The sequence below is a fragment of the Flagellimonas eckloniae genome, from assembly GCF_001413955.1.
Lineage (GTDB): Bacteria > Bacteroidota > Bacteroidia > Flavobacteriales > Flavobacteriaceae > Flagellimonas > Flagellimonas eckloniae.
Genome location: NZ_LCTZ01000002.1, coordinates 491248 through 514817, shown reverse-complemented (window position 1 = coordinate 514817; position 23570 = coordinate 491248). Strand labels below are relative to the sequence as shown.

23 protein-coding genes are annotated in these 23570 nt (G+C 37.7%); 7 read left to right on the top strand and 16 right to left on the bottom strand.

Annotated elements, in window-relative coordinates; translation table 11 throughout:
* The first annotated feature begins 61 nt into the window (after positions 1-61).
* Complete coding sequence (locus AAY42_RS02245) at positions 62-607, top strand: NUDIX hydrolase (RefSeq protein ID WP_055392379.1); 546 nt, start codon at positions 62-64, stop codon at positions 605-607.
* Here AAY42_RS02245 and hisS read toward each other — a convergent pair.
* From hisS to rpsF, 6 genes are all read right to left on the bottom strand, one after another.
* Positions 602-1978, bottom strand: coding sequence for a histidine--tRNA ligase (gene hisS, locus AAY42_RS02240; RefSeq protein WP_055392378.1), 1377 nt, complete (start codon positions 1976-1978; stop codon positions 602-604). The two genes, AAY42_RS02245 and hisS, sit on opposite strands and share 6 nt — an antisense overlap.
* Positions 1979-2050: 72 nt before the next feature.
* The gene (locus AAY42_RS02235) at positions 2051-2521 is read right to left on the bottom strand and encodes a DUF6495 family protein (protein ID WP_055392377.1); all 471 of its coding nucleotides are present in this window, start codon (positions 2519-2521) and stop codon (positions 2051-2053) included.
* Between the two features lie 61 nt (positions 2522-2582).
* Positions 2583-5744 (bottom strand): TonB-dependent receptor, encoded by a 3162-nt coding sequence (locus AAY42_RS02230; protein ID WP_055397689.1) that lies wholly within the window; start codon positions 5742-5744, stop codon positions 2583-2585.
* 96 nt (positions 5745-5840) lie between these two features.
* The gene (rplI, locus tag AAY42_RS02225; protein WP_055392376.1) at positions 5841-6293 is read right to left on the bottom strand and encodes a 50S ribosomal protein L9; all 453 of its coding nucleotides are present in this window, start codon (positions 6291-6293) and stop codon (positions 5841-5843) included.
* Between the two features lie 13 nt (positions 6294-6306).
* A complete protein-coding gene (gene rpsR / locus AAY42_RS02220) occupies positions 6307-6603 on the bottom strand; it encodes a 30S ribosomal protein S18 (protein WP_055392375.1) in 297 nt (98 codons plus the stop codon).
* A 4-nt stretch (positions 6604-6607) separates the two neighbouring features.
* Positions 6608-6946, bottom strand: coding sequence for a 30S ribosomal protein S6 (gene rpsF / locus AAY42_RS02215; protein ID WP_055392374.1), 339 nt, complete (start codon positions 6944-6946; stop codon positions 6608-6610).
* 236 nt (positions 6947-7182) lie between these two features.
* Here rpsF and AAY42_RS02210 point away from each other — a divergent pair, with 236 nt between their 5' ends.
* Complete coding sequence (locus AAY42_RS02210; protein ID WP_055392373.1) at positions 7183-7875, top strand: LytR/AlgR family response regulator transcription factor; 693 nt, start codon at positions 7183-7185, stop codon at positions 7873-7875.
* A 1-nt stretch (position 7876) separates the two neighbouring features.
* Here AAY42_RS02210 and priA read toward each other — a convergent pair whose 3' ends face one another.
* From priA to nadC, 4 genes are read right to left on the bottom strand one after another with little or no spacing between them, the layout of a single operon-like run.
* Positions 7877-10333 (bottom strand): replication restart helicase PriA, encoded by a 2457-nt coding sequence (gene priA / locus AAY42_RS02205; RefSeq protein WP_055392372.1) that lies wholly within the window; start codon positions 10331-10333, stop codon positions 7877-7879.
* A gap of 4 nt (positions 10334-10337) precedes the next feature.
* Positions 10338-10787, bottom strand: a complete 450-nt coding sequence (locus AAY42_RS02200) for a DUF2147 domain-containing protein (protein WP_055392371.1) — start codon at positions 10785-10787, stop codon at positions 10338-10340.
* Positions 10765-11742 (bottom strand): YihY/virulence factor BrkB family protein, encoded by a 978-nt coding sequence (locus AAY42_RS02195; protein ID WP_055392370.1) that lies wholly within the window; start codon positions 11740-11742, stop codon positions 10765-10767. The genes AAY42_RS02200 and AAY42_RS02195 overlap by 23 nt, the downstream gene beginning before the upstream one ends.
* A complete protein-coding gene (gene nadC / locus AAY42_RS02190; RefSeq protein WP_055392369.1) occupies positions 11742-12599 on the bottom strand; it encodes a carboxylating nicotinate-nucleotide diphosphorylase in 858 nt (285 codons plus the stop codon). Before nadC ends, AAY42_RS02195 begins: the two co-directional genes overlap by 1 nt.
* Before the next feature lie 89 nt (positions 12600-12688).
* Between nadC and rlmH the strand changes: the two genes are divergently transcribed.
* Positions 12689-13162: a 23S rRNA (pseudouridine(1915)-N(3))-methyltransferase RlmH gene (gene rlmH, locus AAY42_RS02185; protein WP_055397688.1), complete on the top strand. Its 474-nt coding sequence runs from the start codon at positions 12689-12691 to the stop codon at positions 13160-13162.
* Here rlmH and AAY42_RS02180 read toward each other — a convergent pair.
* From AAY42_RS02180 to AAY42_RS02165, 4 genes are all read right to left on the bottom strand, one after another.
* Positions 13128-14057, bottom strand: a complete 930-nt coding sequence (locus AAY42_RS02180; RefSeq protein WP_055392368.1) for a type IV pili methyl-accepting chemotaxis transducer N-terminal domain-containing protein — start codon at positions 14055-14057, stop codon at positions 13128-13130. The genes rlmH and AAY42_RS02180 overlap by 35 nt on opposite strands.
* Positions 14058-14185: 128 nt before the next feature.
* On the bottom strand, positions 14186-16078 hold the full coding sequence (gene serA, locus AAY42_RS02175; protein ID WP_055392367.1) for a phosphoglycerate dehydrogenase: 1893 nt from the start codon (positions 16076-16078) through the stop codon (positions 14186-14188).
* Positions 16079-16206: 128 nt separating this feature from the next.
* Positions 16207-16968, bottom strand: coding sequence for an alpha/beta fold hydrolase (locus AAY42_RS02170; RefSeq protein ID WP_055397687.1), 762 nt, complete (start codon positions 16966-16968; stop codon positions 16207-16209).
* Between the two features lie 29 nt (positions 16969-16997).
* Positions 16998-17450, bottom strand: coding sequence for a methyltransferase family protein (locus tag AAY42_RS02165; protein ID WP_055392366.1), 453 nt, complete (start codon positions 17448-17450; stop codon positions 16998-17000).
* Between the two features lie 61 nt (positions 17451-17511).
* On the opposite strand from AAY42_RS02165, the gene AAY42_RS02160 reads away from it, so the two are divergent.
* The 4 genes from AAY42_RS02160 to AAY42_RS02145 all read left to right on the top strand — a co-directional run bounded on the left by AAY42_RS02160 (position 17512) and on the right by AAY42_RS02145 (position 22629).
* A complete protein-coding gene (locus AAY42_RS02160) occupies positions 17512-18093 on the top strand; it encodes a non-canonical purine NTP diphosphatase (protein ID WP_055392365.1) in 582 nt (193 codons plus the stop codon).
* A gap of 141 nt (positions 18094-18234) precedes the next feature.
* On the top strand, positions 18235-19992 hold the full coding sequence (locus tag AAY42_RS02155) for a DEAD/DEAH box helicase (protein ID WP_055392364.1): 1758 nt from the start codon (positions 18235-18237) through the stop codon (positions 19990-19992).
* Between the two features lie 75 nt (positions 19993-20067).
* Positions 20068-20844, top strand: coding sequence for a carboxypeptidase-like regulatory domain-containing protein (locus tag AAY42_RS02150; protein WP_055392363.1), 777 nt, complete (start codon positions 20068-20070; stop codon positions 20842-20844).
* A gap of 99 nt (positions 20845-20943) precedes the next feature.
* Positions 20944-22629 carry an alpha-amylase family glycosyl hydrolase gene (locus tag AAY42_RS02145; RefSeq protein ID WP_055392362.1) on the top strand — a complete coding sequence of 562 codons (1686 nt, stop codon included), beginning with the start codon at positions 20944-20946 and terminating at the stop codon, positions 22627-22629.
* A gap of 11 nt (positions 22630-22640) precedes the next feature.
* On the opposite strand, the gene AAY42_RS02140 is transcribed toward AAY42_RS02145, so the two are convergent.
* Both AAY42_RS02140 and AAY42_RS02135 read right to left on the bottom strand, forming a co-directional pair.
* Positions 22641-23021 carry a VOC family protein gene (locus tag AAY42_RS02140; RefSeq protein WP_055392361.1) on the bottom strand — a complete coding sequence of 127 codons (381 nt, stop codon included), beginning with the start codon at positions 23019-23021 and terminating at the stop codon, positions 22641-22643.
* Between the two features lie 2 nt (positions 23022-23023).
* Positions 23024-23551 carry an SRPBCC family protein gene (locus AAY42_RS02135; protein ID WP_055392360.1) on the bottom strand — a complete coding sequence of 176 codons (528 nt, stop codon included), beginning with the start codon at positions 23549-23551 and terminating at the stop codon, positions 23024-23026.
* Between the last annotated feature and the right edge of the window lie 19 nt (positions 23552-23570).

Genomic DNA, 23570 nt, shown 5'->3' with positions numbered 1-23570 from the left:
TTTAGGTTTTCTCCTATATGGTCGAAACGACTTTTATGTATAGGGTTGAAAATCAATTCCAATGGATGAACTTGTAGACATTCTAGATGAAAACGGGAATTTTACAGGACAGACCTGCCTAAAATCTGAAGCGCATCAAACTGGGCTGTTTCATCCAACGGTCCATGTTTGGTTTTATACAACGGATGGAAAAATGCTGTTCCAGAAACGGGGAAAGGATAAAAAAACTTTTCCGCTGCTTTGGGATGTTTCCGTTGCTGGACATATCGGCGCCAGTGAGCCTATTGTAGAGGCTGCCATTCGCGAAGTAGAAGAAGAAATCGGGTTAAAGGTCTCAGCTTCTGATTTGGATAAAATCGGAATTTTTAAGTCGATGCAAAAGCATTCGGAAAGCCTTATAGACAACGAGTTCCATCATACCTTTTTATGTAGACTGAGTGCACCTCTGCAAGATTTGGTCAAACAAGAAAGTGAAGTAGACGATTTGAATTTATTTACTATTGAAGATTTCAAATCAAAATTAAACCAAAACGAATTTGATAGGTTTGTTCCCCACAAATCAAGTTACTACAAACAGATTATTGCCGAAGTGGAGCAACGGTTATAGTGTATCAATAAAGTTTCCATGATTTTTCAGTGAATAGGTTTCCTGCTCCCCAGTGGCCATGGTCTTTACCACAAATTCTTGGTTTAAAAGCTCACGCTCACCAATCAACACAACATAGGGTACTTTGCGGTTATTGGCATATTTCATCTGTTTCTGCATTTTGGCAGCCGATGGGTAAACTTCAGCTTTAATGCCATTTTCCCTAAGCTTCCCAACCAATTTTAAAGATGCCAAACTTTCTTTTTCCCCAAAGTTGATGCACAAAACATCTATGGATTTATCCAAACGTTCTGGAAAAAGGCCAAGTTCCTCCAAAACCAGGTAAATTCTATCCAATCCAAAAGAAATACCGATTCCGCTAACGTCTTTAAGCCCAAAAATACCCGTCAAATCATCATAACGACCACCACCACCTATAGACCCCATGCTCACTCCTTCCGGTGCGCTTACTTCAAAAATTGCTCCGGTATAATAGTTAAGTCCGCGAGCAAGGGTGACATCTAATTGCAAACTTGCTGATTTCAATCCAAGTTCTTTTACGGTTCTTATGATTTCATCAAGTTCGCTTATTCCAGCCATACCCACTTCTGAATCTGCCAATAAACTTTTTAACTGAGCCAATTGTTCTGCTGCATCCCCATTCATTGCGAATAAAGGCGACGCTTTTTCAATGGCAATTTCAGAAATACCTTTATCTAGCATTTCTTCTTTTACTTTTTCCTCACCAATCTTGTCCAATTTATCCAAGGCAACGGTAAAGTCTATCAATAAGTGCTTTGCTCCTATGACTTCTGCAATACCGGATAATATTTTTCTATTGTTTAGTTTGATGGTACTTCCGGCAAGTTTCAACTCAGTAAAAACTGCATCATATAGTTGTATCAGTTCCACTTCCTGTAACAGGGAATTGGAGCCCACAACATCGGCATCACATTGATAGAATTCCCTAAAGCGTCCTTTTTGGGGTCTATCTGCTCGCCAAACAGGCTGGATTTGATAACGTTTAAAGGGAAAGTCAATTTCATTCTGGTGCATTACTACATAGCGCGCAAAGGGTACAGTAAGATCATATCGGAGGGCTTTTTCAGAAATTTTTGGTAAAAGCGAATTAGACTTCTTTGAACTATAGGTAACATCATCCACTTTTGATATAAAATCTCCTGAGTTGAGTATTTTAAAAATCAAGCGGTCACCTTCATCCCCATATTTACCCAATAGGGTTTCCGAATTTTCAAACGATGGTGTCTCAATGGGTTGAAAGCCATACACCTCAAAATGTTTTTTTATAATCTGGATAATATAATTGCGCCTAGCAACCTCTGTTGGTGAAAAATCTCGGGTTCCTTTGGGTATGGATGGTTTCTGTGCCATGTAGTTATTGTAATTCTCGTGTAAATATACTTAATTGCCAGACCTTTTATTACGCTTTTAATTCCATGTAATTTATTCGATAATCTGGTCAAACCATTTGTATAAATCCCCTTTGGTAATTGTGGCTCCTTGCTTGATTAGATTAAACTTATCCAAATTTTTATCTTCAGAGTACGCTTTGGAAGCGGTTAGATACTCCACAAAATCCGATTGAAAATTGCGTTTGAACCAATTAAACCCAACTGTGGTACGCAGGTCTATTTCTGGATTCATCACTTTTACGGAAAGTAGCTTCATCTCCTTATCCGTTAGGTGAAATAAATGCATCTGCAATTCTGAAACATTTTCCAGATATTCCACTTTAGATAATACACCTTCCCAAATTAAATCACTAAATACATCCAATTCTTCTTCGGAAACTTCTGGCTTTTCCTTTTTAAGGGTTCCCCATTCCTCTGCCGTAATGGACTGTGTTGCCAAAAAATTGATGAATTCAGGTTGCAATTCCTCTAATTGCTGTTGTGTCAATCGTGCATATTTCATTCTGCAAAAATAAAAAAGGCCTCACTCTCGTGAGGCCTTTTTAATTATTAATTGTATCTATTTAATTGAAAATATACCTTACCCCCACTTGTGCCCTCCATCTAGATACTTCAGCTGTGTTTGCGGCAAAAGTACTGGTCAAATTTGGATCAAAGGTATATGTTGGCGTATTTGTGTCATCTACTGTAACTCCCAATAGTTGATTGAAGGTTGGAATTTCAACAACACCCCAATTTGAATTGATAAGGTTACCTAGGTTCAAAATATCCAAACTTAATTGGAACTTATTCTTATCATTTAATTTAATGTCCTGTAAAATTTTCACATCCCAACTGCTTCTCCAGGGTGCCAAACCAGCATATCGATCTGCATATTCACCGCGATTGTCCCTTAAATAGTCGTCTTGCTGTATAAATGCCTCAAAAGCTTCGGCCTGTCCGGCTCCACTAAAATTCATTTGGGCAATTTCTGAAGCCGTAGGAATGTAAAGCAAATCATTTTGGAACCCATCTCCGTTTCCTGCAATATCATCACCATTTATGTTTCCTCCATAAACATAATTGTACCGACCTCCTCTTGCATATTCAAAGAACGTGGATATTGTGGTCCCGGTCTTGAATGACTTTGACAGAACTCCAATGATTCTATGCTTGTCACCATATCTGGCATTGGACAATACAGCCGTATTTGAGTTGCCCACTATTGCATTACCATTGTATGCATCACTGGTAATTTCCGCGTCTATTGAATTTACACTCTTCGCATCCAGAAAACTATATCCCAATTGGGCATAGAGTCCATTATCCCATGTTTTTTGGACTTTCCCAGCAACATTCCAAATACGTCCATTTTCATCTGAATTTGTAAATACATAGGCAGAGTTAGGCGATTTATCTGCATCTGTATAAAATACCCTTTGGTCAAAAGAAGTATTCAGTGTGCTCGATGGCGCATCCAATCCCCAATTTTGGACATGAATACCATTGATGTCCTTTGTATACGATACATCTAACGTTGCTACAATACCGTTTTCAAAACGCTTGTCGGCTCCAATATTGGTTCTCCACACTTGAGGAAACTTGAAGTCTGGATCAACAACGGTATAGAAAAAGAAATTTGGATTTGCTACTTGATTCCCTAACCAAACAAATGGAAAACGACCTGTAAACACACCTGAACCACCTCTTAGTTGTAAGGAAGCATCTCCATTAACGTCCCAATTAAAACCAAATCTTGGGGCAATCAACCAATCATTCGAAGGCATTTGGGTTGAGTCAAAAAACACAGTTTCCCCATTTGAAGGGTCTGTATATTCTACAGTTGGATTATAGCAACAATTGCGATCTATAACATCTTGCGCTTTTTCGGACGTATCAAAAAACAAGGGTCTATCAAAACGAATTCCATAGGTCAGCTTAAAATTATCAGTAATGTCCCATTGGTCTTGGGCGTAAAATGACAGTTGGCCCACATTCGTTTCTGCCAAGGCCCATCCACCAGAAACCCCATCTCCCGCTGCATTAAGGCTTGCATTTGCAGCAATTGCTGAATCAAATGCTGCTTGCAATTGTCCTGAACTTGCAAAAGTTGGGAAATCTGTGATTGTCGAAGTTGGAAAAAATACCCCCTGTGCTCCATAAACTCCCAAGTTAAAAGAGTTGTCAAATTGAAATTTTTCAAAAGAAAAACCAATAGTATAGGTATGGTCACCTTTAAAGAAGTTTAAATTATCAGTGACTTGAAATACTTTTTGATCCAACTCATTATTTATAGAGAAAGGTTCGTGCCCCGCAATAATATAATTGGAAGTACCGGCTGCATCAAGAATTGTGATACTTGGAGCAGGTGTAGAAAATGGATTTCTAAAGTCATCAAAATGGGTGTATCCTATTTGGAGCTTATTTGTGGCGTCATTGGATAGGGTAGAGTTTAATTCTATTTGTACGGATTGAATTCTATTGTTTATCTCATACCCTGCATTTTCAAATTGTAAAGTGGCCAAATCTGGTCCCCTAAACTGAATAGCATTCCTATTAGCAGGTTTTCCTTTTGAGGCATCCAGGAAATTATAGATAACTGCAAGACGGTTATTGTCATTAATATTCCAATCCAGCTTTAAAATACCTTTTGTAGATTCTTGGTCGAAGTTGAATCCGGTAATTCTTCCCGGGTCATAAAAAATATCATTCCCAGATTCATCTTGGCCTATTACAACCTGTCTTAGGAGACCATCAACCAAATCAAAATCTGATTGTGTAACTCTTGATTCATTGGCTGCTCCCGTACCTGTGTTGGGCACAAAACCATCAGTTCCCAATGAGGTTAGGTCATCTTTTTCAAAGTTCACAAAAAAGAACAGTTTGTTTTTAACAATTGGTCCGCCAACACTAAATCCATATTGTTTTTGTTCCAAACCTGTTTTAAAAACGTCATCACCATTTATTTTGCCCCCAGTTAAATCATCATTTCTAAAGAAACCATACACTGTAGCATAAAAATCATTGGTACCACTCTTGGTAACTGCATTTACGGAAGCTCCGGTAAATCCAGATTGCGTTACATCATAAGGAGCTGTGCTCACCTGTATTTGATCAATTGCATCTATAGAAATAGGTGTTGCATTTGTCTGTCCGCCCGGCTGTGCAGCATCAAGCCCAAAAGGATTGTTAAAGATGGCTCCATCTAAGGAAAAATTGTTGAACTGATCATTACGACCTCCAAAAGAACCGGCACTTGCCGTTGGCTCTAAACGTGTAAAGTCGTTTGTAGACCTTGAAATGGTAGGTAATCGAGTAAGTTCTCGTCGCCCTACACTGGTTTCTGCACCAGTTCTGTCACTTCCAAAAGTCCCGGTCTGATCTGAGACAACTATTACTTCATCCAAGACTTGACTATCTGACACCAATTCTGTATTGTAGTTAAATGTTTTACCCAATGAAAGAAACACATCATTTCTAACACTACTTTTAAATCCAACATAAGAAATGGTAACCTCGTACGGTCCCCCAACCCTTAGGTTGAGTAGGTTGAACCTTCCTTCTTCATTAGTAATGGCTCCGTAACGTGTACCTGTAGGCGTGTGAACAGCAACAATATTTGCTCCTAAAAGTGGGACTTGTTGATCATCAACAACAGTTCCTCTGATGTTTGATGTAGTAACTTGGGAAAAAGCTGAGGTAAATACTATGAAAAATAGTATTCCAAGGGATAGAATTTTCTTCATAATGAGTGAGTTAGTTTTTTGAGTGAATACAAACATAGGACAAAAAAAAGAGCTATGCATGCATAGCTCTTAACAAGTTATTAACCAGAGTTGAATTTATTTCGCCTCAGCAATCACTTCAAAAGGGAAGTCTACAATTACTTCTCTATGAAGTCTGATTTGGGCATCATATGGCCCAACTCTTTTTATTGTTCCTCCTTTTATAGTAATGAACTTTCTGTCTATTTCATGACCTGCTTTGCTTAAAGCTACGGCCAAATCAATATTATTTACAGAACCGAAAAGCTTATCACCTGCACCCACTTTCGCCGGGATACGGATTTCCAATTGTTTTAACGCCTCTGCCTTTTTACTGGCTTCGTCGACAACCTTCTTTTCTTTATGAGCTCTCTGTTTTAGGTTTTCTGCTAAAACCTTTTTGGCAGATGGTGTAGCCAAAGCGGCCAATCCTTTGGGGATAAGGTAATTTCTTCCATAACCGTTTTTCACTGTTACGACGTCATCCTTAAAACCCAAATCCTGTATATCTTCTCTTAGAATAAGTTCCATTCTTCAGTATTTTTTATTTCAACATATCGCCAACGTACGGCATTAAGGCTAGATGGCGTGCACGCTTAACAGCTTGTGCTACCTTTCTTTGGTACTTTAAAGATGTACCGGTAAGTCTTCTAGGAAGCAATTTACCTTGTTCGTTTACCAACTTCATTAGAAAATCTGGATCTTTGTAATCTATATACTTAATTCCAGATTTTTTAAATCTACAATACTTCTTTTGTTTGTTAGTCTCAATGTTCAATGGGGTCAAATACCTGATTTCCCCATCTTTTTTTGATTTTGCTTGTTGTTCTATTGATGCCATAACCCTATGCCTTAGCTTTTAATTTAGTTCTTCTTCTTTCTGCCCAAGAAATGGCATGCTTGTCCAACTTAACAGTTAGAAAACGCATGATACGCTCATCTCTTCTAAACTCCAGCTCATAAGGAGAAATTACTTCACCAGGAACGGTGAATTCAAATAAGTGGTAAAAACCACTTTTCTTGTGTTGAATGGGATAGGCCAATTTCTTTAGTCCCCAATTTTCTTTGGAGACCATTTTGCCACCATTCTTAATTAAGAAATCTTCAAATTTCTTAACTGTTTCCTCTATCTGTGTTTCAGACAGAACGGGATTCAAAATGAAAACAGTTTCGTAATGGTTCATATATTATATTTTTAAAGGAGCGCAAAATTAACAATAAATACTTCACCCCACAAGAAAAGCTTAAAATCTTCGTTTAAATAGCAATAGTTATTAACAATTATGAACCAAGCTAACCTACATAACGTATATGGTAATATACACAACAAAATAGACCATGTTTACATCTTTTGTTGCCGTTAAACGCCTTTTTTATGTAATTTGCCGATGATTTAAAACCCTACAAATCACCCCATTCTATGAAATTAAAAAGTATAATTGTAGACGACTCCTCAATGCAGCGGATGGCTGTTGCAAAATTGGTCAACAATCACCCTCATCTTGCCCTTGTAGCTGAGTACAGTAACGCTATTGAGGCCAAAAATGGATTAAAGAACCACGACATTGATTTAATCTTTCTAGATGTTGAAATGCCAATTATTAGCGGTTTCGACCTTTTAGAGGCATTGGAGAACCCTCCACAAGTTATTTTAATAACAGGAAAGCCGGATTACGCTCTTAAGGCTTTTGATTATGATGTAACCGATTATTTACACAAACCTATAACCCTAGCCAGATTTGAAGCTTCTGTAAAAAGAGCTGTTGCCAAGTATGAGCAAATAAACAGGGTTGATGAGGATGAAGAGCATATTTTTGTAAAAAGTAACCTTAAAAAGCGTAAGGTTATCTTAAATGATATTAAATGGATTGAAGCATTGGGAGATTACATTAAATTGGTTACTGATGAAGCCAATATTGTAATTCTTTCTACCATGAAGGCTTTCGAAAAGCAGTTACCTGCTGAAAAATTTCTTAGAATCCATAAGTCTTATATAGTGAATCTGGAAAAGATTGAAAAATTCAATAGTAAGAATGTAGAGGTTGGGGGTAGACAGATTCCATTAAGTAGAAATAAGAAGACAGAGCTGGCTGAAGCTCTTGCCAACGTATAAATTATATGTGGTCCACATTGTAGACCAGTCTTACACTTTTATACTTTGAAATAGCATTAAAGGATTTTTCAATTCCTTTAATGCTATTTTTTGTTTGGGCAATAGATTGTGACTTGGGTGTCTTTATAAGAATGTTTTTTAAATAATCCCTTCGTATTCTGGCCACAGGAGGATATTCCGGACCCAGAATTTGTTGCCCCAATACATTTTGCAAGGAACTGGCGAACCATTGGGCCGCCTCATTTAACTTGTTATAGTCCTTATCCTTTAGAGTAAGCTTAATAATTCGAACAATAGGAGGATATTTAAACTTTTCCCGTTCATACTGCTGTTCTTCAAACATTTTATTATAGCTGTTCGTCGTTACCTGCTGTAATATTTGATGGTATGGATTGTAGGTCTGGACAAGCACTTTTCCCCTTTTCTTTGTTCGCCCTGCCCTACCCGCAACCTGCGTCAATAATTGAAAACTTCGTTCATGGGCTCGATAGTCTGGAAAATTCAACAAAGAATCTGCGTTCATGATGCCCACTAGGTTTACATTTCTAAAATCCAATCCTTTTGTAACCATTTGGGTACCCACAAGAATGTCCATTTCTTGCTGTTCAAATGCAGTGATTATTTTTTCATAGGCATACTTGCCCCTGGTAGTGTCCAAATCCATTCTACCCACATTTGTATCTGGAAAAAGCTGCTTTAATTCTTCCTGAATTTGCTCAGTTCCAAATCCTTTTTTATCCAATGTTGGACTTCCACAGGCAAGACAGGCGTGTTGCAATGCCATGTGATACCCACAATAATGACATCGCAATTGATTTCTATGTTGGTGATAGGTAAGACTAACATCGCAATTGGGACATTGATTTACATTTCCACAAGTTGTACATTCAATAATCGGTGCAAAACCCCTTCTATTTTGAAACAGGATTACCTGCTCCCCACCTTCTAAAGTTTCACCAATTGCATTGAATAGGGTTTCCGAGAAATGACCTTTCATTCGTTTCTTGCGGGTTGCTTCCTTTATATCAACCAAGGTAATATCAGGCATGAGTACATCTCCATACCTGTAATTAATGGATGCGTACCCGTATTTTCCTTTTTTAGCATTATCCATACTTTCAATGCTTGGTGTTGCAGAACCCAAAACACAATGTGCATTATGATATGTCGCTAGAACAATGGCTGCATCCCGGGCATGATACCTTGGAGCTGGGTCAAATTGCTTAAAAGAACTCTCATGTTCCTCATCAACAACCACTAATCCCAAGTTGGAAAATGGTAAAAATAAGGATGACCGCGCCCCGATTACTATCTGTGCTTTATCAGAATTATCCTTTACATTGTTCCAAACCTCTACGCGTTCATGAATACTGTATTTTGAATGATACACAGAAACTTTATTACCAAAATAGGAACGTAATCTTCCTATGAGTTGGGAAGTCAAGGCTATTTCTGGCAATAGGTACAAAGCCTGTTTACCAAGCTCTAGTGATTGCTCTATAAGTTTGATGTAAACTTCAGTCTTCCCAGAAGATGTAACCCCATGAAGCAAGGCAACTTTATTTTCAGTAAAACTTTTATTGATGGTAGTTAAAGCTTCTGTTTGATAAGAGTTTAGCGTAATCCCGTTTATCGAATTGGATTCACCATCAAATTGAACCCTATCTGTTCTAATATGGTATTCTTCAAGAATTGATTTATCAATAAGCGCTTTGATTATAGCCCTTGAACTACCACTTTCTTTTTCCAAATCTGCAATGGGAATTGGCTTTTTAGTTACTGCCTGCATTTGAAAAAGGGCCAAAACAACTTGACTTTGCTTTGGGGCTCTTGATAAATCCAATAACAATTCTTCCAGTTTAGCATCAGTCTGGAATTCTTTGCCCAACTTTACATAGCGGACTAACTTTGGCCTATATTGCTCGTAGAGTTCTTCTTTTTGGATGACAATCCCTTTTTGGACCAACCTATTTACAAGTGGCAAAACATTTTTTTTGTCCACGATTCCACTTATCTCCCCAATTTTTAAAACCGTTTGATGCTGAAATGCCTCATAAACTAAAAATTCATCATCTTTTAAATCCAACTCATCTACCGTAACATCTTTATTGGGGAGCACCAAGGTTTCACTTTCAAGCAAAAAAGCACTGGGGAGTGCACTTCTAACCACTTCTCCAAGCGTACACATATAGTACCGGGCAATCCACTCCCAATGTCTCACTTGGATTTTGTTCACCAAAGGTTTCTCATCCAATATCTGGTAAATTTCTTTAGCTTCATAGGCCAAAGGAGGGTTATTATGGATGTTGTAGGCCAGTGCGGTATAAATTTTTGATTTCCCAAACGGGACAGCAACCCGCATTCCCACTTCTAAAAAATCCGCTTCCTGCTCTGAAATTTTATAGGTGAAAAGCCGCTCCAAGGGAATCGGCAGGACTACATCCAAAAAATAATGCATACTGTTATTCGTCTAGTACTCTTAACCATGTTTGGGTTCTGTACAAAAAGGCTAGATACCCCCTTACCTTGAGCTTATTGCTGTCTTTTGGATCTAACCAAACCCTGCCCCTGAAAGTCATTGCCTGCTCAGGATCAAAGAGTTTACTACCTTTCCATTCTCCTTTGCTGTTTTTTTCAAAATCATACATGATTTGCATTCCGTTGACCGGTTTATCCTTTAACTCTCCTTTACATTTGATACAGAGAGCATTTTCTTTCCCTTTTTCAACAACCTTAAGAACTTTGGCTTGCAAAAGACCATTTTCCTCATAGACTTCTACAATTGCTTTGGTAATTCCATTGCGATCATCAATGGTTCTCCATTTGCCAAATACGGATTGGGACCATGAGGTTTGAACTATCAGTAAACAAATAAGTGCAATAAAAGTATCAAGCCTCAAGCTGTTTTTCATGTTTTTTCTTTAAAGAGTTAAGGGTAGCATTCAATTCAAACCCTAGTAACAAAATATTGGAATTCAACCATATGAATACCATCAAAATCAATAATCCTCCCAATGCACCATAAAGCTCATTATAACGTGCGAACTTTTCAACATAAACTCCAAAAAGATAGGACGTGAGCACAAACAACAAGGTTGTCATCAACGCTCCCGCTGAAAAGAATCTTGCTTTTCTTCCTTCTGCCGTACCAAAGTAATAGAGAATGGCGGTGGTAAGATAGGAAAGTAACATAAAGAACAAAATTTTAGTCACTTGAATTCCTATAGTATCACTTTTTTCAAGATCATATCCTAGTCGCTTTCCTAGATATTCACTTGTATATTCAACAATGTAAAATTCAAAATACACAAAAGTTACAGCTCCAATTACCAACAAAATGGAAAGAATCAACCCAACCATAAAAGCATAAAGGTATTGTCTGAAAAAATTTCTGGTCAATTCTACATGATACGAGTTTTCAAAACCTCCGAAAATTGCGTTTACACCATTGGCAACCAAAAAAATAGAGATTACAAATGTTGAAGATAACAGTCCCCCGCGTTTTTGGTCTTTTATCTGCTGATATATATCTCCGAAATAATCACTTGTTGCTGTCGGTAAAAATGATTCCAAAAACAATAGAAACTGAGCATCAAAATTTTCATTTCCTACACTGGCATATGGGATTACAAAGGGCAAAAGTGTAACCAAGAATATGAGCAGTGGAAACAGCGCCATAAATAAACTAAATGCTATTGAGCTTGCTCTGGAAGAAAGCGTTCCCTCCACAATGCCCACCAAGTACATTTCTATTAAATCGTAAAATGAAAGCCCTTCGAACGCCTTAAGCTTAATGCTCTTCAATAGTCTGACCAACCAGTTAACCACTGGAATCTTTTCTAAACGTTCTTCAATGGCTGTTGACATTAAACTGCTTTTAGGCTTAAATCCATATTATGGACTGAATGGGTCAACGCTCCAGAGGAAATGTAGTCTACCCCGCAATTAGCATAGTCTCTTATGGTATTTTCATTGATGCCCCCTGAAGATTCTGTTAAACATTGATCACCAATCAATGCAACTGCCTTTCTAGTATCATCAAAACTAAAATTATCCAGCAAAATTCTATAGACCCCCTCAGATTGCAGTATCTCCTTGACTTCCTTCAAATTTCTTGCCTCCACAATAATTTTTAAATTCTTATTGGTATCTATGAGGTATTGTTTTGTCTTTTGTATGGCTTGTGAAATTCCACCTGCAAAATCTATATGGTTATCCTTAAGCATAATCATATCATATAGGGCAAACCTGTGGTTCTCGCCTCCCCCGATCTTAACCGCCCATTTTTCCAGAGCTCTAATTCCAGGAGTGGTTTTTCTGGTATCCAAAATCTTAGTGCTTGTTCCTTCTAAAAGTTGCACATAACTTTTTGTCTTTGTCGCAATTGCACTCATACGTTGCATTGCATTCAACACCAATCTCTCTGCTTTAAGTATACTTTGGGAACTACCAGAAACGTAAAACACAATATCCCCATATTTTACGGAAGAGCCATCTGGAACAAGTAGTTCGATTTTTAGATTTGGATCTACATATTCAAAAACCTGTTTTGCAAAATCTACCCCTCCAATAATGCCCTCATCCTTTACCAATAACTTGGCCTTGCCCTTGGCTTCTTCTGGAATACATGCCAAAGAACTATGGTCACCGTCTCCCACATCTTCGCGAATGGCATTTGCAATGATCAATTGTATTTCTTTTTGGAATTGATCCTCTGTTATCATCTAAAAGGGGTTTTGACGAAAATAATAAAAACATTAATCCTATCTATTGTATGATACCAATGTTTGTTTTGAAAATTTTAATTTTGAGTATGCAAATTACGTTAATTGCCATAGGCAAAACAGATAGCCCTGAACTCTCCAAACTTATTGCTATTTATGAGAAGCGGCTAAAACATTACATAAAATTTAAGTTTTTGATTATTCCGGATATCAAAAACAGTAAAACCCTGTCTGAAACCTTGCAAAAGGAAAAAGAGGGGGAATTAATACTTGGCCACATTCAAAATTCTGATGTGTTGACGGTTTTAGACGAGAAGGGAAAGCAATTTTCATCTCCCGATTTTGCCCAGTTCCTTCAAAAAAAAATGAACAGCGGGATAAAAAATCTTGTTTTGGTTGTTGGTGGTCCTTATGGGTTCAGCGAAAAGGTATACCAAAGAAGCAATGAAAAAATAAGTTTATCCAAAATGACGTTTTCGCATCAAATGGTGCGTTTGTTCTTGATTGAACAATTATATAGAGGATTTACTATTTTACGGAATGAGCCGTATCATCATCGGTAAGCACTTTATCAGAACTCACAATATTAAATTTTCCAAGAAAACCTTCAACCTTTCTAATTATCATATGGTGTGGTTTAGCTTGATTTGTGGTTTTTTCCAAAGACTTCAACATATTCTGGGAAACTTTTTTTAACTGGTTTAGCTCTTCCCCAATAAATCCATAAATCTCTTTTTGTCTTTCTGGATTTTTTTCCACTTTCAAAACATATTCGAGGTCGTTAATGTTTTTCATATGTGAATTAAATACTTGGGATTGGTGCCAAGCTATTTCTGAAAGTTTTCTCTTCTGGTCGATAATATTATTGATAATGGGGTTTACAATAAAAAATATCTCACAGAGTATGATTACAATGGAGAATATGGCAAGTTCCAATTCAATAATCATCATGGTCCGTATATCCTTTTCCGCTTTTTTCTGAAACTGGTTCACAATTCCATCCATGATGAACAAAAATCGGTCAACACGATATCTGACATCCGTAAAGGAAACATTCTTGAAATTTTGGTAATTCTTTAATTCACTGTTTAACCATTCCAAATGAGGATATAACCTGCTGAATTCTTTACGGATTTCATCATCATCCAAAGGTTCCAATTTCAAGGTCTCATTTCCCTTTTGCAAAAATTCATTCATCTGGTACAGCTTAGTTAATGTAAGCTTCATTTCGGCATAATCACAATTATGGTACCTACAGGAATATAGCTCGTTGAGCAACCGCTGACTTAGCATTCGTTGTCTACCAGCCAAATTTACGATTAACGCCGTAGACCTCTGTTTATTCAATGAATACTGGGTCATGGTTTGGATGGCAATAGTTAGCAGCACTATAGAAATCACCAACAAATAATAGGCTCTAAAACCTTTTTTGAATACTTCAGTTTTTCCAATTTTCATGGAGGTACATACTTTTTATAAGAATATACCTACAATTTATTTGAAAAAAACTAGTGACGATTATAAATGTTGTGAAACATATGGTTTCTGAAGGTGAACTCAAGTATTAAGTAGGAGTGCAAAATAGATTAGTACAGCACCCTAAATTTTATAGTGTTTTCTACATTCTTAAGGGCTTTTACAACTTCCTTGTTGTACTCCTTATCCAAATCGGTAATGACGTAGCCAACTTTATCATCTGTAGAAAGATATTGACCCGTGATATTCATTTCATATTTAGCCAGAACTTCACTAATTTTTGCCATTACTCCTGGAACGTTCTTATGGATATGTAAGAAACGATGAGCCTTGTTCTGTTTTGGCAATTTGACGTTGGGGAAGTTTACTGCATCCACAGTATTTCCAGAGTTAACGTAGGCCATTATCTTATTTGGTACAAAGCTGGCTATATCGCGTTGGGCTTCTTCTGTGCTCCCTCCAACATGTGGTGTCAGGATTACATTTGGTAGTCCTTGTAAAGGAGTTTCAAAGCTACCATTACTTCTGGGCTCAGTTGGATATACATCTACAGCTGCTCCACCTAATTTTCCGCTTTTTAAACCAGCAGCCAAGGCATCAATATCAACAACAAAACCGCGAGAAAGGTTTATGAGCATTGCTCCATCCCGCATTTGGTTTATTTCCCGTTCCCCAATAAAACCCCTATTTGCCTTATTATCGTCTACATGTAGGGTCACCACATCTGAAACTGATAACAAGTCTTCCAGAGAATTGCACTTTACCGCATTGCCCAGCGCAAGTTGATCGGCCACATCATAATAATAGACCCGCATTCCAATAGCTTCGGCCAAAACGGACATTTGCTTTCCTATGTTTCCATAACCAACAATCCCCATGTTTTTACCCCTAACCTCTTTAGAATTGATAGCCGTTTTATTCCATTGACCTTGATGTATTTCAGTGCTTCGGGTAAATACATTGCGCATTAACATAATGGTCTGGCCTATCGCCAGCTCTACTACAGAACGGGTATTACTGTAGGGTGCATTAAAAACAATTATTCCTTTTTCCTTGGCATGCTCCAAATCTATTTGCGTGGTACCTATACAAAAAGCCCCGACCACCAATAATTTATTGGCTGCATCAAGTACGTTTTGGGTTACCTGGGTCTTAGAGCGAATTCCCAATACATGAACTCCCTTAATTTTTTCTATAAGTTCTTCCTCTGGCAAACTATGCTTGACCAGTTCTACCGAAAACCCATCCTCAGATAAGTTTTCAAAAGCATCTGGGTGCACATTTTCCAATAAAAGAATCTTGATTCTGTTTTTTGGATATGATATGTTTCTTGGTAAATCATTTACAAAAAGAAACTCATCCAAGTTGGGCGTAACGTGGTCGGCATTGCTTGCCGCTTTTTCGCGATGCACATTCTCGGTGTAAGCAAAAAACTTGTCGGCAATACCTGCTTCCCGCATTACATAATCACTATATCCGTCCCCAATAACTTGTACCTCACCATCCAAGTCAAGATTTTTGAGGCACTCTATTTTACCATTATGTGATGCCAGTACGTTTGTTTCATCAAACCCAATAATATCTCCCTCTTCATTAAATTTAAATGTGTTGGCATACACTCTGTCTGATGGTATATTATATTCCTCAACAATAGGGTCTATAAATTCCTTGAATCCGCAGGAAATCACATAAATATCGTCTGAGAATTTTTCAAAAAACTCCTTGTTGGATGCTATGGATTTCGAAATTTTTTGACGAAGCTCCTCAACCAAACCTTCCAAGTCGTTCTTATGGGCATTTAAAAGTTTTATTCTTCTTTCCAAGGATTCGGTGAATGAAATATCCCCATCAATACCTAGATTGGTTATGTCCTGGATTTCTTGGATGACTTCATCTTTATTGGATTTTCCTTGTAATGTCATTTCCGCCAAAACATCCAATGCTTCTACCCTAGTAAGGGTACTGTCAAAATCAAAAACGTATTTTCGTCCCACTTCTACCATGAATTGCCTCAAAAAATTAAGGCATAAAATTAAACATTAATTCCATCTCTTAAATCTTAAGTTATAAAAAACAGTTGATAAATGGATATATATAAAAAATCGTAAGGAAATTGTTTTAAAACTCTGATTTAATCTAAAAACTGTAGTATTTCGATTGAAAAAGATTGGGTCTTGTAGGTTTGATTGTGGTCCCCAACAACAATACGTAGTTTAGAGTTTGGTATTTCATTTTTTAACTCCAATGGATTTCCATTGTCCAAATCTTGATCTCCAGCAATTACCAAGACATCTGCAGCTATCTCTTTTAGCTCTAACTTGGTGGTTACTGGTTGGTATTTTTGCAGCAAATGCAAGATCCGATGATTTGCCCCTATTGAAGTAGCATAATCAACAGCTCCTTGGGTTTCTTCATTTGTTTTACCGTCAAAAGCATTCATAAAAAGAATTCTCCTATCCCATTCTGGATTGGTAAAATCAATTCCCATGCCGCCTAAAATTGCTTTTTTTATACGCTTTTCTTTTATCAAAAGTTTGGCAAGCACAATGCTACCCCTTGAATAGCCTACAGCACTTAGTTCATTCAACTTTAAATAATCTATCAAGTTGGCCAAATCCTTGACTTCTGCGTCATTTTGGTATGTCTCTGGGTTTTCAGGCTTGTCAGATTTTCCATTGCCACGCAAATCTGGAATTATAACCCTATATCCAGAATCCAAAAGCTCTTTTTTTAAAATTGATCTCTCCCACATCGCTCCATTGGTAATAAAACCATGAACGAGCAATACTGTCTGTCCTTCACCTTCATCAGTATACGCTATTTGATTTCCATCAAACGAAGTGAAAAATTGTGTTTGCGCATTCAATGAAAATGCAAACAACAAAATACCCATGTAAAAACACGGTTTTACCCTATTTAAATCTAAAACCATCTTCTGGTCGCTTTACAATACAAAGTATATTCCTTCCCAAATAGCTCCATCAATGCTTGCTCCTCTTTTTTAATCTGAAAATGGTTCATATAATACACAAATCCAGCTGCCAAAAGTGTATTAAACGCATTCCCTAGCTTTAATCCAAAGCCCAATAAAATTAATAGCATGCCCAAATACATAGGATTTCGTGTATACTTAAATATCCCATTGGTCACCAAACTACTGGTCTTTTTCAAATTAATAGGATTTGTAGTGGTTTTTACCCTTGAAAATTGAAATAATGCAATGGTTATCACCAAAAAAGCCAAGGCAACTAGAAAGATTGCCAACTCTCTTCTTCCAAAGAAATCAAAATTGCCAAAAGGCAGTAATAGATTTAAGCTATACATAAAAAACCCAAAAATCAACATCACCAAAGGTGGGAGTATTCTCAACTTCATTTTAACCGTGCTAATGTTTCGAAATTACTATTTTTAGCACTGTTTTTAACCATTTCATGTTTTGAAAATTGTTTTCGCCACCCATAATCAGAATAAATTAAAAGAAGTTCTCGAACTTTTGCCTTCTGAAATTCAACTACTGTCTTTAAATGATATTGGTTGTTTTGACGAAATTGCAGAGACGGGAAAAACTTTGGAAGAAAATGCCAAAATAAAAGCCGATTATGTAACTAAAAAATACGGTTTTGATTGTTTTTCTGATGATACGGGTTTGCTTATTGATGCATTGAATAATGCTCCAGGTGTATACTCCGCACGTTATGCAGGAGAGCAAAAGAACGCAAAAGACAATATGTCCAAAGTTTTGTTGGAATTAAATGTAAACTCCAACAGAAAGGCCCACTTTAAAACAGTTATCCATCTCAATCTCAAAAATGAGAGCTATTCTTTTGAGGGGATTGTACACGGAAATATTACGGAAAAAGAATTTGGTCTCGGAGGATTTGGATACGATCCAATTTTTAAACCTGAGGGACATACCAAGACTTTTGGAGAACTATCTTCAGAAACCAAAAATGCTATAAGTCATAGAGGTATTGCAATCCAAAAATTAGTTGCTTTCTTCAAAAACAGGGCTTTATAGTTACCACCTTAACAAATTGATGTACCTTTGCGCCTTTATTAACGCCGCCGGTATGGGCATGGTGTTGTGAGGGGCTCGGATAGGTAATACAAAATCGCTCTGTACAACACAGCATATTTGCGATTTAAGGTATTTACCACAATGACAAAATTTGAAACCTTGGGGTTGGAGAAACCCCTATTGGATGCTATTTCCGATCTAGGATTTGAGACTCCATCAGAAGTACAAGAAAAAGCAATCCCAATTTTATTGGAACAAGAGACCGATTTGGTGGCCCTGGCACAAACGGGAACGGGAAAAACAGCCGCTTTTGGCTTCCCAATGATTCAAAAAATACAATCTGAGAGTAGGACAACACAAGGGCTCATCCTTTCTCCTACCCGTGAACTTTGTTTACAGATTACAAACGAATTAAAATTATATTCCAAATACGTTAAAGGATTAAATACTGTTGCCATTTACGGTGGTGCCAGTATTACGGAACAGGCAAGGCAAATTAAGCGCGGTGCCCAGATTATTGTTGCAACTCCGGGGCGCATGAAAGATATGATCGGGCGTAGGATGGTCGATATTTCAAAAATTGACTATTGTGTACTTGATGAAGCCGATGAAATGTTGAACATGGGCTTTTTTGAGGATATTAAGGACATTCTTTCAAATACCCCCCAAGAAAAGTTTACATGGTTGTTTTCTGCAACCATGCCTAAAGAAGTAGCTACCATAGCTAAAAAATTCATGCATAAGCCCAAGGAAATTACCGTGGGAACCAAAAATGCAGGCGCGTCAACCGTACAACATGAGTACTATGTAGTTGGTGGGCGTGATCGTTATCCTGCCCTTAAGCGTCTTGCAGATGCCAATCCTGGTATTTTCTCCGTGATATTTTGTCGAACTAAAAGAGATACCCAAAAAGTTGCCGAAAAACTTATTGAAGATGGTTATAATGCAGGAGCGCTCCATGGCGACCTAAGCCAGAATCAGCGGGATTTGGTCATGAATTCCTTCCGTAAAAAACAAGTGCAGATGCTTGTCGCTACAGATGTTGCCGCCAGGGGGATTGATGTGGATGACATTACCCACGTCATCAATTACCAATTGCCCGATGAGATAGAAACCTATACCCACCGAAGTGGACGAACAGGTCGTGCAGGAAAGTCAGGTATTTCCATGGTCATTGTAACGCGTTCAGAATTGCGGAAAATAAAGTCCATTGAACACAAAATCCAACAAGCATTTCTATCCAAAAAAATTCCAACGGGAATCGAAATTTGTGAGATTCAGCTGTATCATTTAGCCAGCAGAATAAAAGAAACTGAAATTAATCCCGAAATCGACAATTATCTGCCGGCAATAAATGATGTACTGGAAGGTGTTGACAGGGAAGAATTGATCAAGAAAATTATTTCCGTTGAATTTAGCCGCTTCTATAATTATTATAGTAAGACCCGGGATTTAAACTCATCAGATGATAGGGGAGATCGTGGAGAAAGAAAAGATCGTTCCAAAGGTGATATCCCGTCCAATGGATCTGTGCGCTACTTTATAAATGTAGGTGAGCGGGACAATTACGACTGGATGTCATTGAAAGATTTTTTAAGGGATACCCTAAATCTAGACAAAGAAGATATTTTCAACGTGGACACCAAGGATAGTTTTTCCTTCTTTAATACCGATGCTCAACATACGGAAAACATACTTCAAACCTTTACCGAATTTAAGGTAGATGGGCGCTTTATCAATGTTGAAGTATCGAAAAACCCAGGTGGCTCAGGAAGAGGTGGCAGAAAACGAGATAAAAAACGTGGACACAGAAAAGGTGGGGATAATAAATCCTTCAGAGGAGGCAGAAAAAACAACTCTGGGAGAAAAGGTGGAAAAAAACGACCCGGTTTTTATTAGTTAATTCTATATTAAATGATGGTGGAGACCTATTTATTTTTCTTTGTTTAGTACTTTTATGACTACAAAGATTGCATGAGAAGAGTTTTACTTACATTTTTTTCCTTTATTTCATTTTTTTGTTTTGCTCAAAATGAGGATGATGCGGTGGTTGAAGGAGAATTAAACGCCACAGTTATCAATGCACAAACAAGCTATCCCATGGTAAGTGTGCACGTTATCAATCTTAATAAAGTTGTTGGTACCATTACCGATCAAGAAGGAAAATTCAAAATTCAGGCTGCAGTGAATGATACACTGTACCTTTCCTTTTTAGGGTTTAAATCCCAAAAAGTTCGGGTTACCAACGATATGTTCAAATTTGAGGGAACTGAAATAGCACTTACCGAGCTTGCATATGCCTTGGAAGAAGTTATTGTAAAGCCCTATCTATTGACTGGATATCTTGAGATTGACGTAAAGAATCTTCCAATCAATAATGCATATCAATATAGCATTTCCGGGCTTCAAAAAAGTTATGAGGGCGGTAGCAAAAGCCCTAGTGCGGTTACAAAAGTATTGGGGGCGATATTAAACCCCGCAGACTTATTGCGGAATCTCTTTGGGAAAAAGCCAAAACAAATGCGAAAACTGCGTCAAATGAAAGAAGACGAAGACATTAGAAATTTATTGGCTTCAAAGTTTGATAGGGAAACACTTACAGAATTGCTACAGTTGGAAAAAGTTGATCTTGAGGACATCCTAAATAACTGTAATTACTCTAGATCTTTTATAAATACCGCGAACGACCTTCAGATTCTTGATGCAATTTCTAGTTGCTACGAAGAATACAAAGTGTTGAATAGACGCTGATAGTACTGCTCACCTCCCGTACATTGAGGATTAGAAGTGATGGGAAATAAATTTTATATTTCCGTATGCATTTTATAGCTTTAGCTAAAATCCCAAAAAATGAAAAAACTACTTGCTGTTATGTCCATGATATACATTCTCCATGGCTGCAATGAAGTAAAAACCCCCATTAAAAAAGACACAAATGTAGTTGAGGAAACAGCTCAAAAAAAGGAAGTCCCTTTTGTTTGGGAAGGAGCCAATGTTTACTTTCTTCTTACGGACCGTTTTAATAATGGTAATACAGAGAATGACATAAATTATGAAAGAACAGAAGAGACAGCTGTTCTGAGAGGTTTTGAAGGGGGGGACATTCAAGGAATTACACAAAAAATTGAAGAAGGATATTTTACAGATTTGGGAATAAATGCAATTTGGTTTACTCCTGTTGTTGAACAAATCCATGGAGCTACAGATGAAGGAACTGGCAATACCTATGCTTATCATGGCTATTGGACAAAGGATTGGACAGCTATTGACCCTAATTTTGGCATACGGAAAGATCTGGAGATATTGGTCAAAACTGCACATGCAAAAGGAATACGGGTTTTATTGGATGTGGTCCTTAACCACACCGGCCCTGTTACCGAAGAAGATCCTGTATGGCCAAAAGAATGGGTGCAAACTGGACCCAAATGTGAATTTACCACTTATGAGAATACAACCGCCTGTACTTTAGTAGAGAATCTTCCAGACATACTTACCGCATCTAACGACCCTGTTGAATTACCTGATGCCCTACTTGCCAAGTGGAAGGAAGAAGGACGATTGAGCCAAGAATTGGATGAACTCCAATTATTTTTTGAAAGAACAGGATACCCAAGGGCTCCGAAGTATTATATTATTAAATGGCTAACGGATTATATCAATGACTTTGGGGTAGATGGCTTTCGAGTAGACACAGTAAAGCACGTGAATGAAAACGCGTGGGGTGAACTGTACAAAGAGGCAGATTACGCTTTTGAGACCTGGAAGAAAAAACATCCGGACCAGGTATTGGACAATAATCCCTTTTATATGGTTGGAGAAGTTTATGATTATGGAATCTCAGGTGGTAGGGAGTTTAATTTTGGCGATACGAAAGTCGATTTCTTCAGCAATGGTTTTAAAAGTCTTATCAATTTTGATTTAAAGATTGATGCTAACAAAGATTATGAGACCATTTTCAAAAAGTACAATCGTTTATTGAATACCAAATTAAAAGGAAAGAGTGTATTGAATTATTTGACTTCCCATGATGATGGAAATCCTTTTGATAAAGAACGCAAAAGACCCATATATGCGGCAAATGTTTTACTGCTGACACCAGGAGCTTCTCAAGTTTATTATGGGGATGAAACGGCTCGAAGCCTAGTCATAGAAGCCACCAATGGTGATGCTACACTACGTTCCTTTATGAATTGGGAAGACTTGGATAGTTTGCCCCAAACAAAAAAAATTCACAAACATTGGCAGAAATTGGGTCAGTTTAGGCGAAACCATCCCGCAATAGGAGCCGGTAAACATAAAAGACTTGCAAAATCGCCCTACGTATTCTCAAGAACCTATACAAATGGAGAATTTAAGGACAAAGTTGTAGTAGGTTTGGATTTGCCCAAAGGCAAAAAATCACTCTGGGTAAAAGGTTTTTTTGGGGATGGAACCAAATTATATGACACCTACTCTGAAACCGAAGTCATGGTCGCCAAAGGAAAAGTCATTCTTGATAATGATTTTGACATCGCTCTCTTAGAATTGGTGGAGTAAATATGAAAGGTTTACTTCCTCGAGTGAAGTGCAATACGATTCCCTTCGGTATCCAAAAACAATCCCATATAACCCACATCTGGGCTTATCTGGGTTTTTGGTTTTAAAATTTTTCCTCCAGCGGCTTCAATTAAATCCAGTTCAATCTGGACATCCGTGCTTGCAAAATACACCAGTACGCCATCCGTTGCGCTAGGCTTGTACCAATCGGGTTGTAAAATCAGTGACCCGGCGGCCCCGTTTTTTCCTTCTGCCCAAGGAAACCATCCCATTTGCGTACCTCCTAAATCCTGAACTTGAATCTTGATTTGAAAAACTTTTTCATAAAACGTCTTGGCCCGTTCCATATCCGAAACAGGAATCTCAAACCATCCAACCATATTTTGTTCCATACCTATTTTTCCAATGTTTCTTTTAGACTGGCCAATCCTTCCTCAAAATCTCCCCCAACAGCTTTGTCCATATTCATGAATAACATAAAAATACTTGTTGGGAATTTATTCTTTCCTGAAAAGCCCCAAGTAACTTTGGTAGTGTCCGAATCAACCTCCTCAGTGGTCAGGTAGGCATCTGAAGTGGATTTCCAAGGTTTTAAAAAGCGAAGTTCAGATTCAACACGTTCGCCATCCACAATCTTGGTAATTTCCTGCTCACCTTCGCCAACATCCTTATTCCCGTTCCAGTAACTTGTAGCTCCAACTTCCCCATCGGTTCCAGTAAACTTTTTTTCCATGTTGGGGTCTTTCTTGTTCCAAGGTGACCAAGCATCTTGATTTTTCAAAAACTTAAGGTTCTCAAACACTTCGGCCTTAGGTTTGGCTATTTCAATAGATCTTGAAACATTGTACGATTTTGGCGCTATAACCGCCAAAAACAGAATCAACAAAACAATCCCTCCTAAAATGTAAAGTACAGTTGTCATTTTTTTAGTTTTAAAAATT

What these genes read in the sequence shown, in the direction of transcription:
- AAY42_RS02230 (WP_055397689.1), bottom strand. Translation starts at nt 5,744, where the DNA reads ATGAAGAAAATTCTATCCCTTGGAATACTATTTTTCATAGTATTTACC.
- AAY42_RS02155 (WP_055392364.1), top strand. Translation starts at nt 18,235, where the DNA reads ATGACAAAATTTGAAACCTTGGGGTTGGAGAAACCCCTATTGGATGCT.
- AAY42_RS02145 (WP_055392362.1), top strand. Translation starts at nt 20,944, where the DNA reads ATGAAAAAACTACTTGCTGTTATGTCCATGATATACATTCTCCATGGC.
- nadC (WP_055392369.1), bottom strand. Translation starts at nt 12,599, where the DNA reads ATGATAACAGAGGATCAATTCCAAAAAGAAATACAATTGATCATTGCA.
- rlmH (WP_055397688.1), top strand. Translation starts at nt 12,689, where the DNA reads ATGCAAATTACGTTAATTGCCATAGGCAAAACAGATAGCCCTGAACTC.
- AAY42_RS02210 (WP_055392373.1), top strand. Translation starts at nt 7,183, where the DNA reads ATGAAATTAAAAAGTATAATTGTAGACGACTCCTCAATGCAGCGGATG.
- AAY42_RS02200 (WP_055392371.1), bottom strand. Translation starts at nt 10,787, where the DNA reads ATGAAAAACAGCTTGAGGCTTGATACTTTTATTGCACTTATTTGTTTA.
- AAY42_RS02165 (WP_055392366.1), bottom strand. Translation starts at nt 17,450, where the DNA reads ATGAAGTTGAGAATACTCCCACCTTTGGTGATGTTGATTTTTGGGTTT.
- serA (WP_055392367.1), bottom strand. Translation starts at nt 16,078, where the DNA reads ATGGTAGAAGTGGGACGAAAATACGTTTTTGATTTTGACAGTACCCTT.
- AAY42_RS02150 (WP_055392363.1), top strand. Translation starts at nt 20,068, where the DNA reads ATGAGAAGAGTTTTACTTACATTTTTTTCCTTTATTTCATTTTTTTGT.
- rplI (WP_055392376.1), bottom strand. Translation starts at nt 6,293, where the DNA reads ATGGAACTTATTCTAAGAGAAGATATACAGGATTTGGGTTTTAAGGAT.
- rpsF (WP_055392374.1), bottom strand. Translation starts at nt 6,946, where the DNA reads ATGAACCATTACGAAACTGTTTTCATTTTGAATCCCGTTCTGTCTGAA.
- rpsR (WP_055392375.1), bottom strand. Translation starts at nt 6,603, where the DNA reads ATGGCATCAATAGAACAACAAGCAAAATCAAAAAAAGATGGGGAAATC.
- hisS (WP_055392378.1), bottom strand. Translation starts at nt 1,978, where the DNA reads ATGGCACAGAAACCATCCATACCCAAAGGAACCCGAGATTTTTCACCA.
- AAY42_RS02135 (WP_055392360.1), bottom strand. Translation starts at nt 23,551, where the DNA reads ATGACAACTGTACTTTACATTTTAGGAGGGATTGTTTTGTTGATTCTG.
- priA (WP_055392372.1), bottom strand. Translation starts at nt 10,333, where the DNA reads ATGCATTATTTTTTGGATGTAGTCCTGCCGATTCCCTTGGAGCGGCTT.
- AAY42_RS02140 (WP_055392361.1), bottom strand. Translation starts at nt 23,021, where the DNA reads ATGGAACAAAATATGGTTGGATGGTTTGAGATTCCTGTTTCGGATATG.
- AAY42_RS02170 (WP_055397687.1), bottom strand. Translation starts at nt 16,968, where the DNA reads ATGGGTATTTTGTTGTTTGCATTTTCATTGAATGCGCAAACACAATTT.
- AAY42_RS02195 (WP_055392370.1), bottom strand. Translation starts at nt 11,742, where the DNA reads ATGTCAACAGCCATTGAAGAACGTTTAGAAAAGATTCCAGTGGTTAAC.
- AAY42_RS02245 (WP_055392379.1), top strand. Translation starts at nt 62, where the DNA reads ATGGATGAACTTGTAGACATTCTAGATGAAAACGGGAATTTTACAGGA.
- AAY42_RS02180 (WP_055392368.1), bottom strand. Translation starts at nt 14,057, where the DNA reads ATGAAAATTGGAAAAACTGAAGTATTCAAAAAAGGTTTTAGAGCCTAT.
- AAY42_RS02235 (WP_055392377.1), bottom strand. Translation starts at nt 2,521, where the DNA reads ATGAAATATGCACGATTGACACAACAGCAATTAGAGGAATTGCAACCT.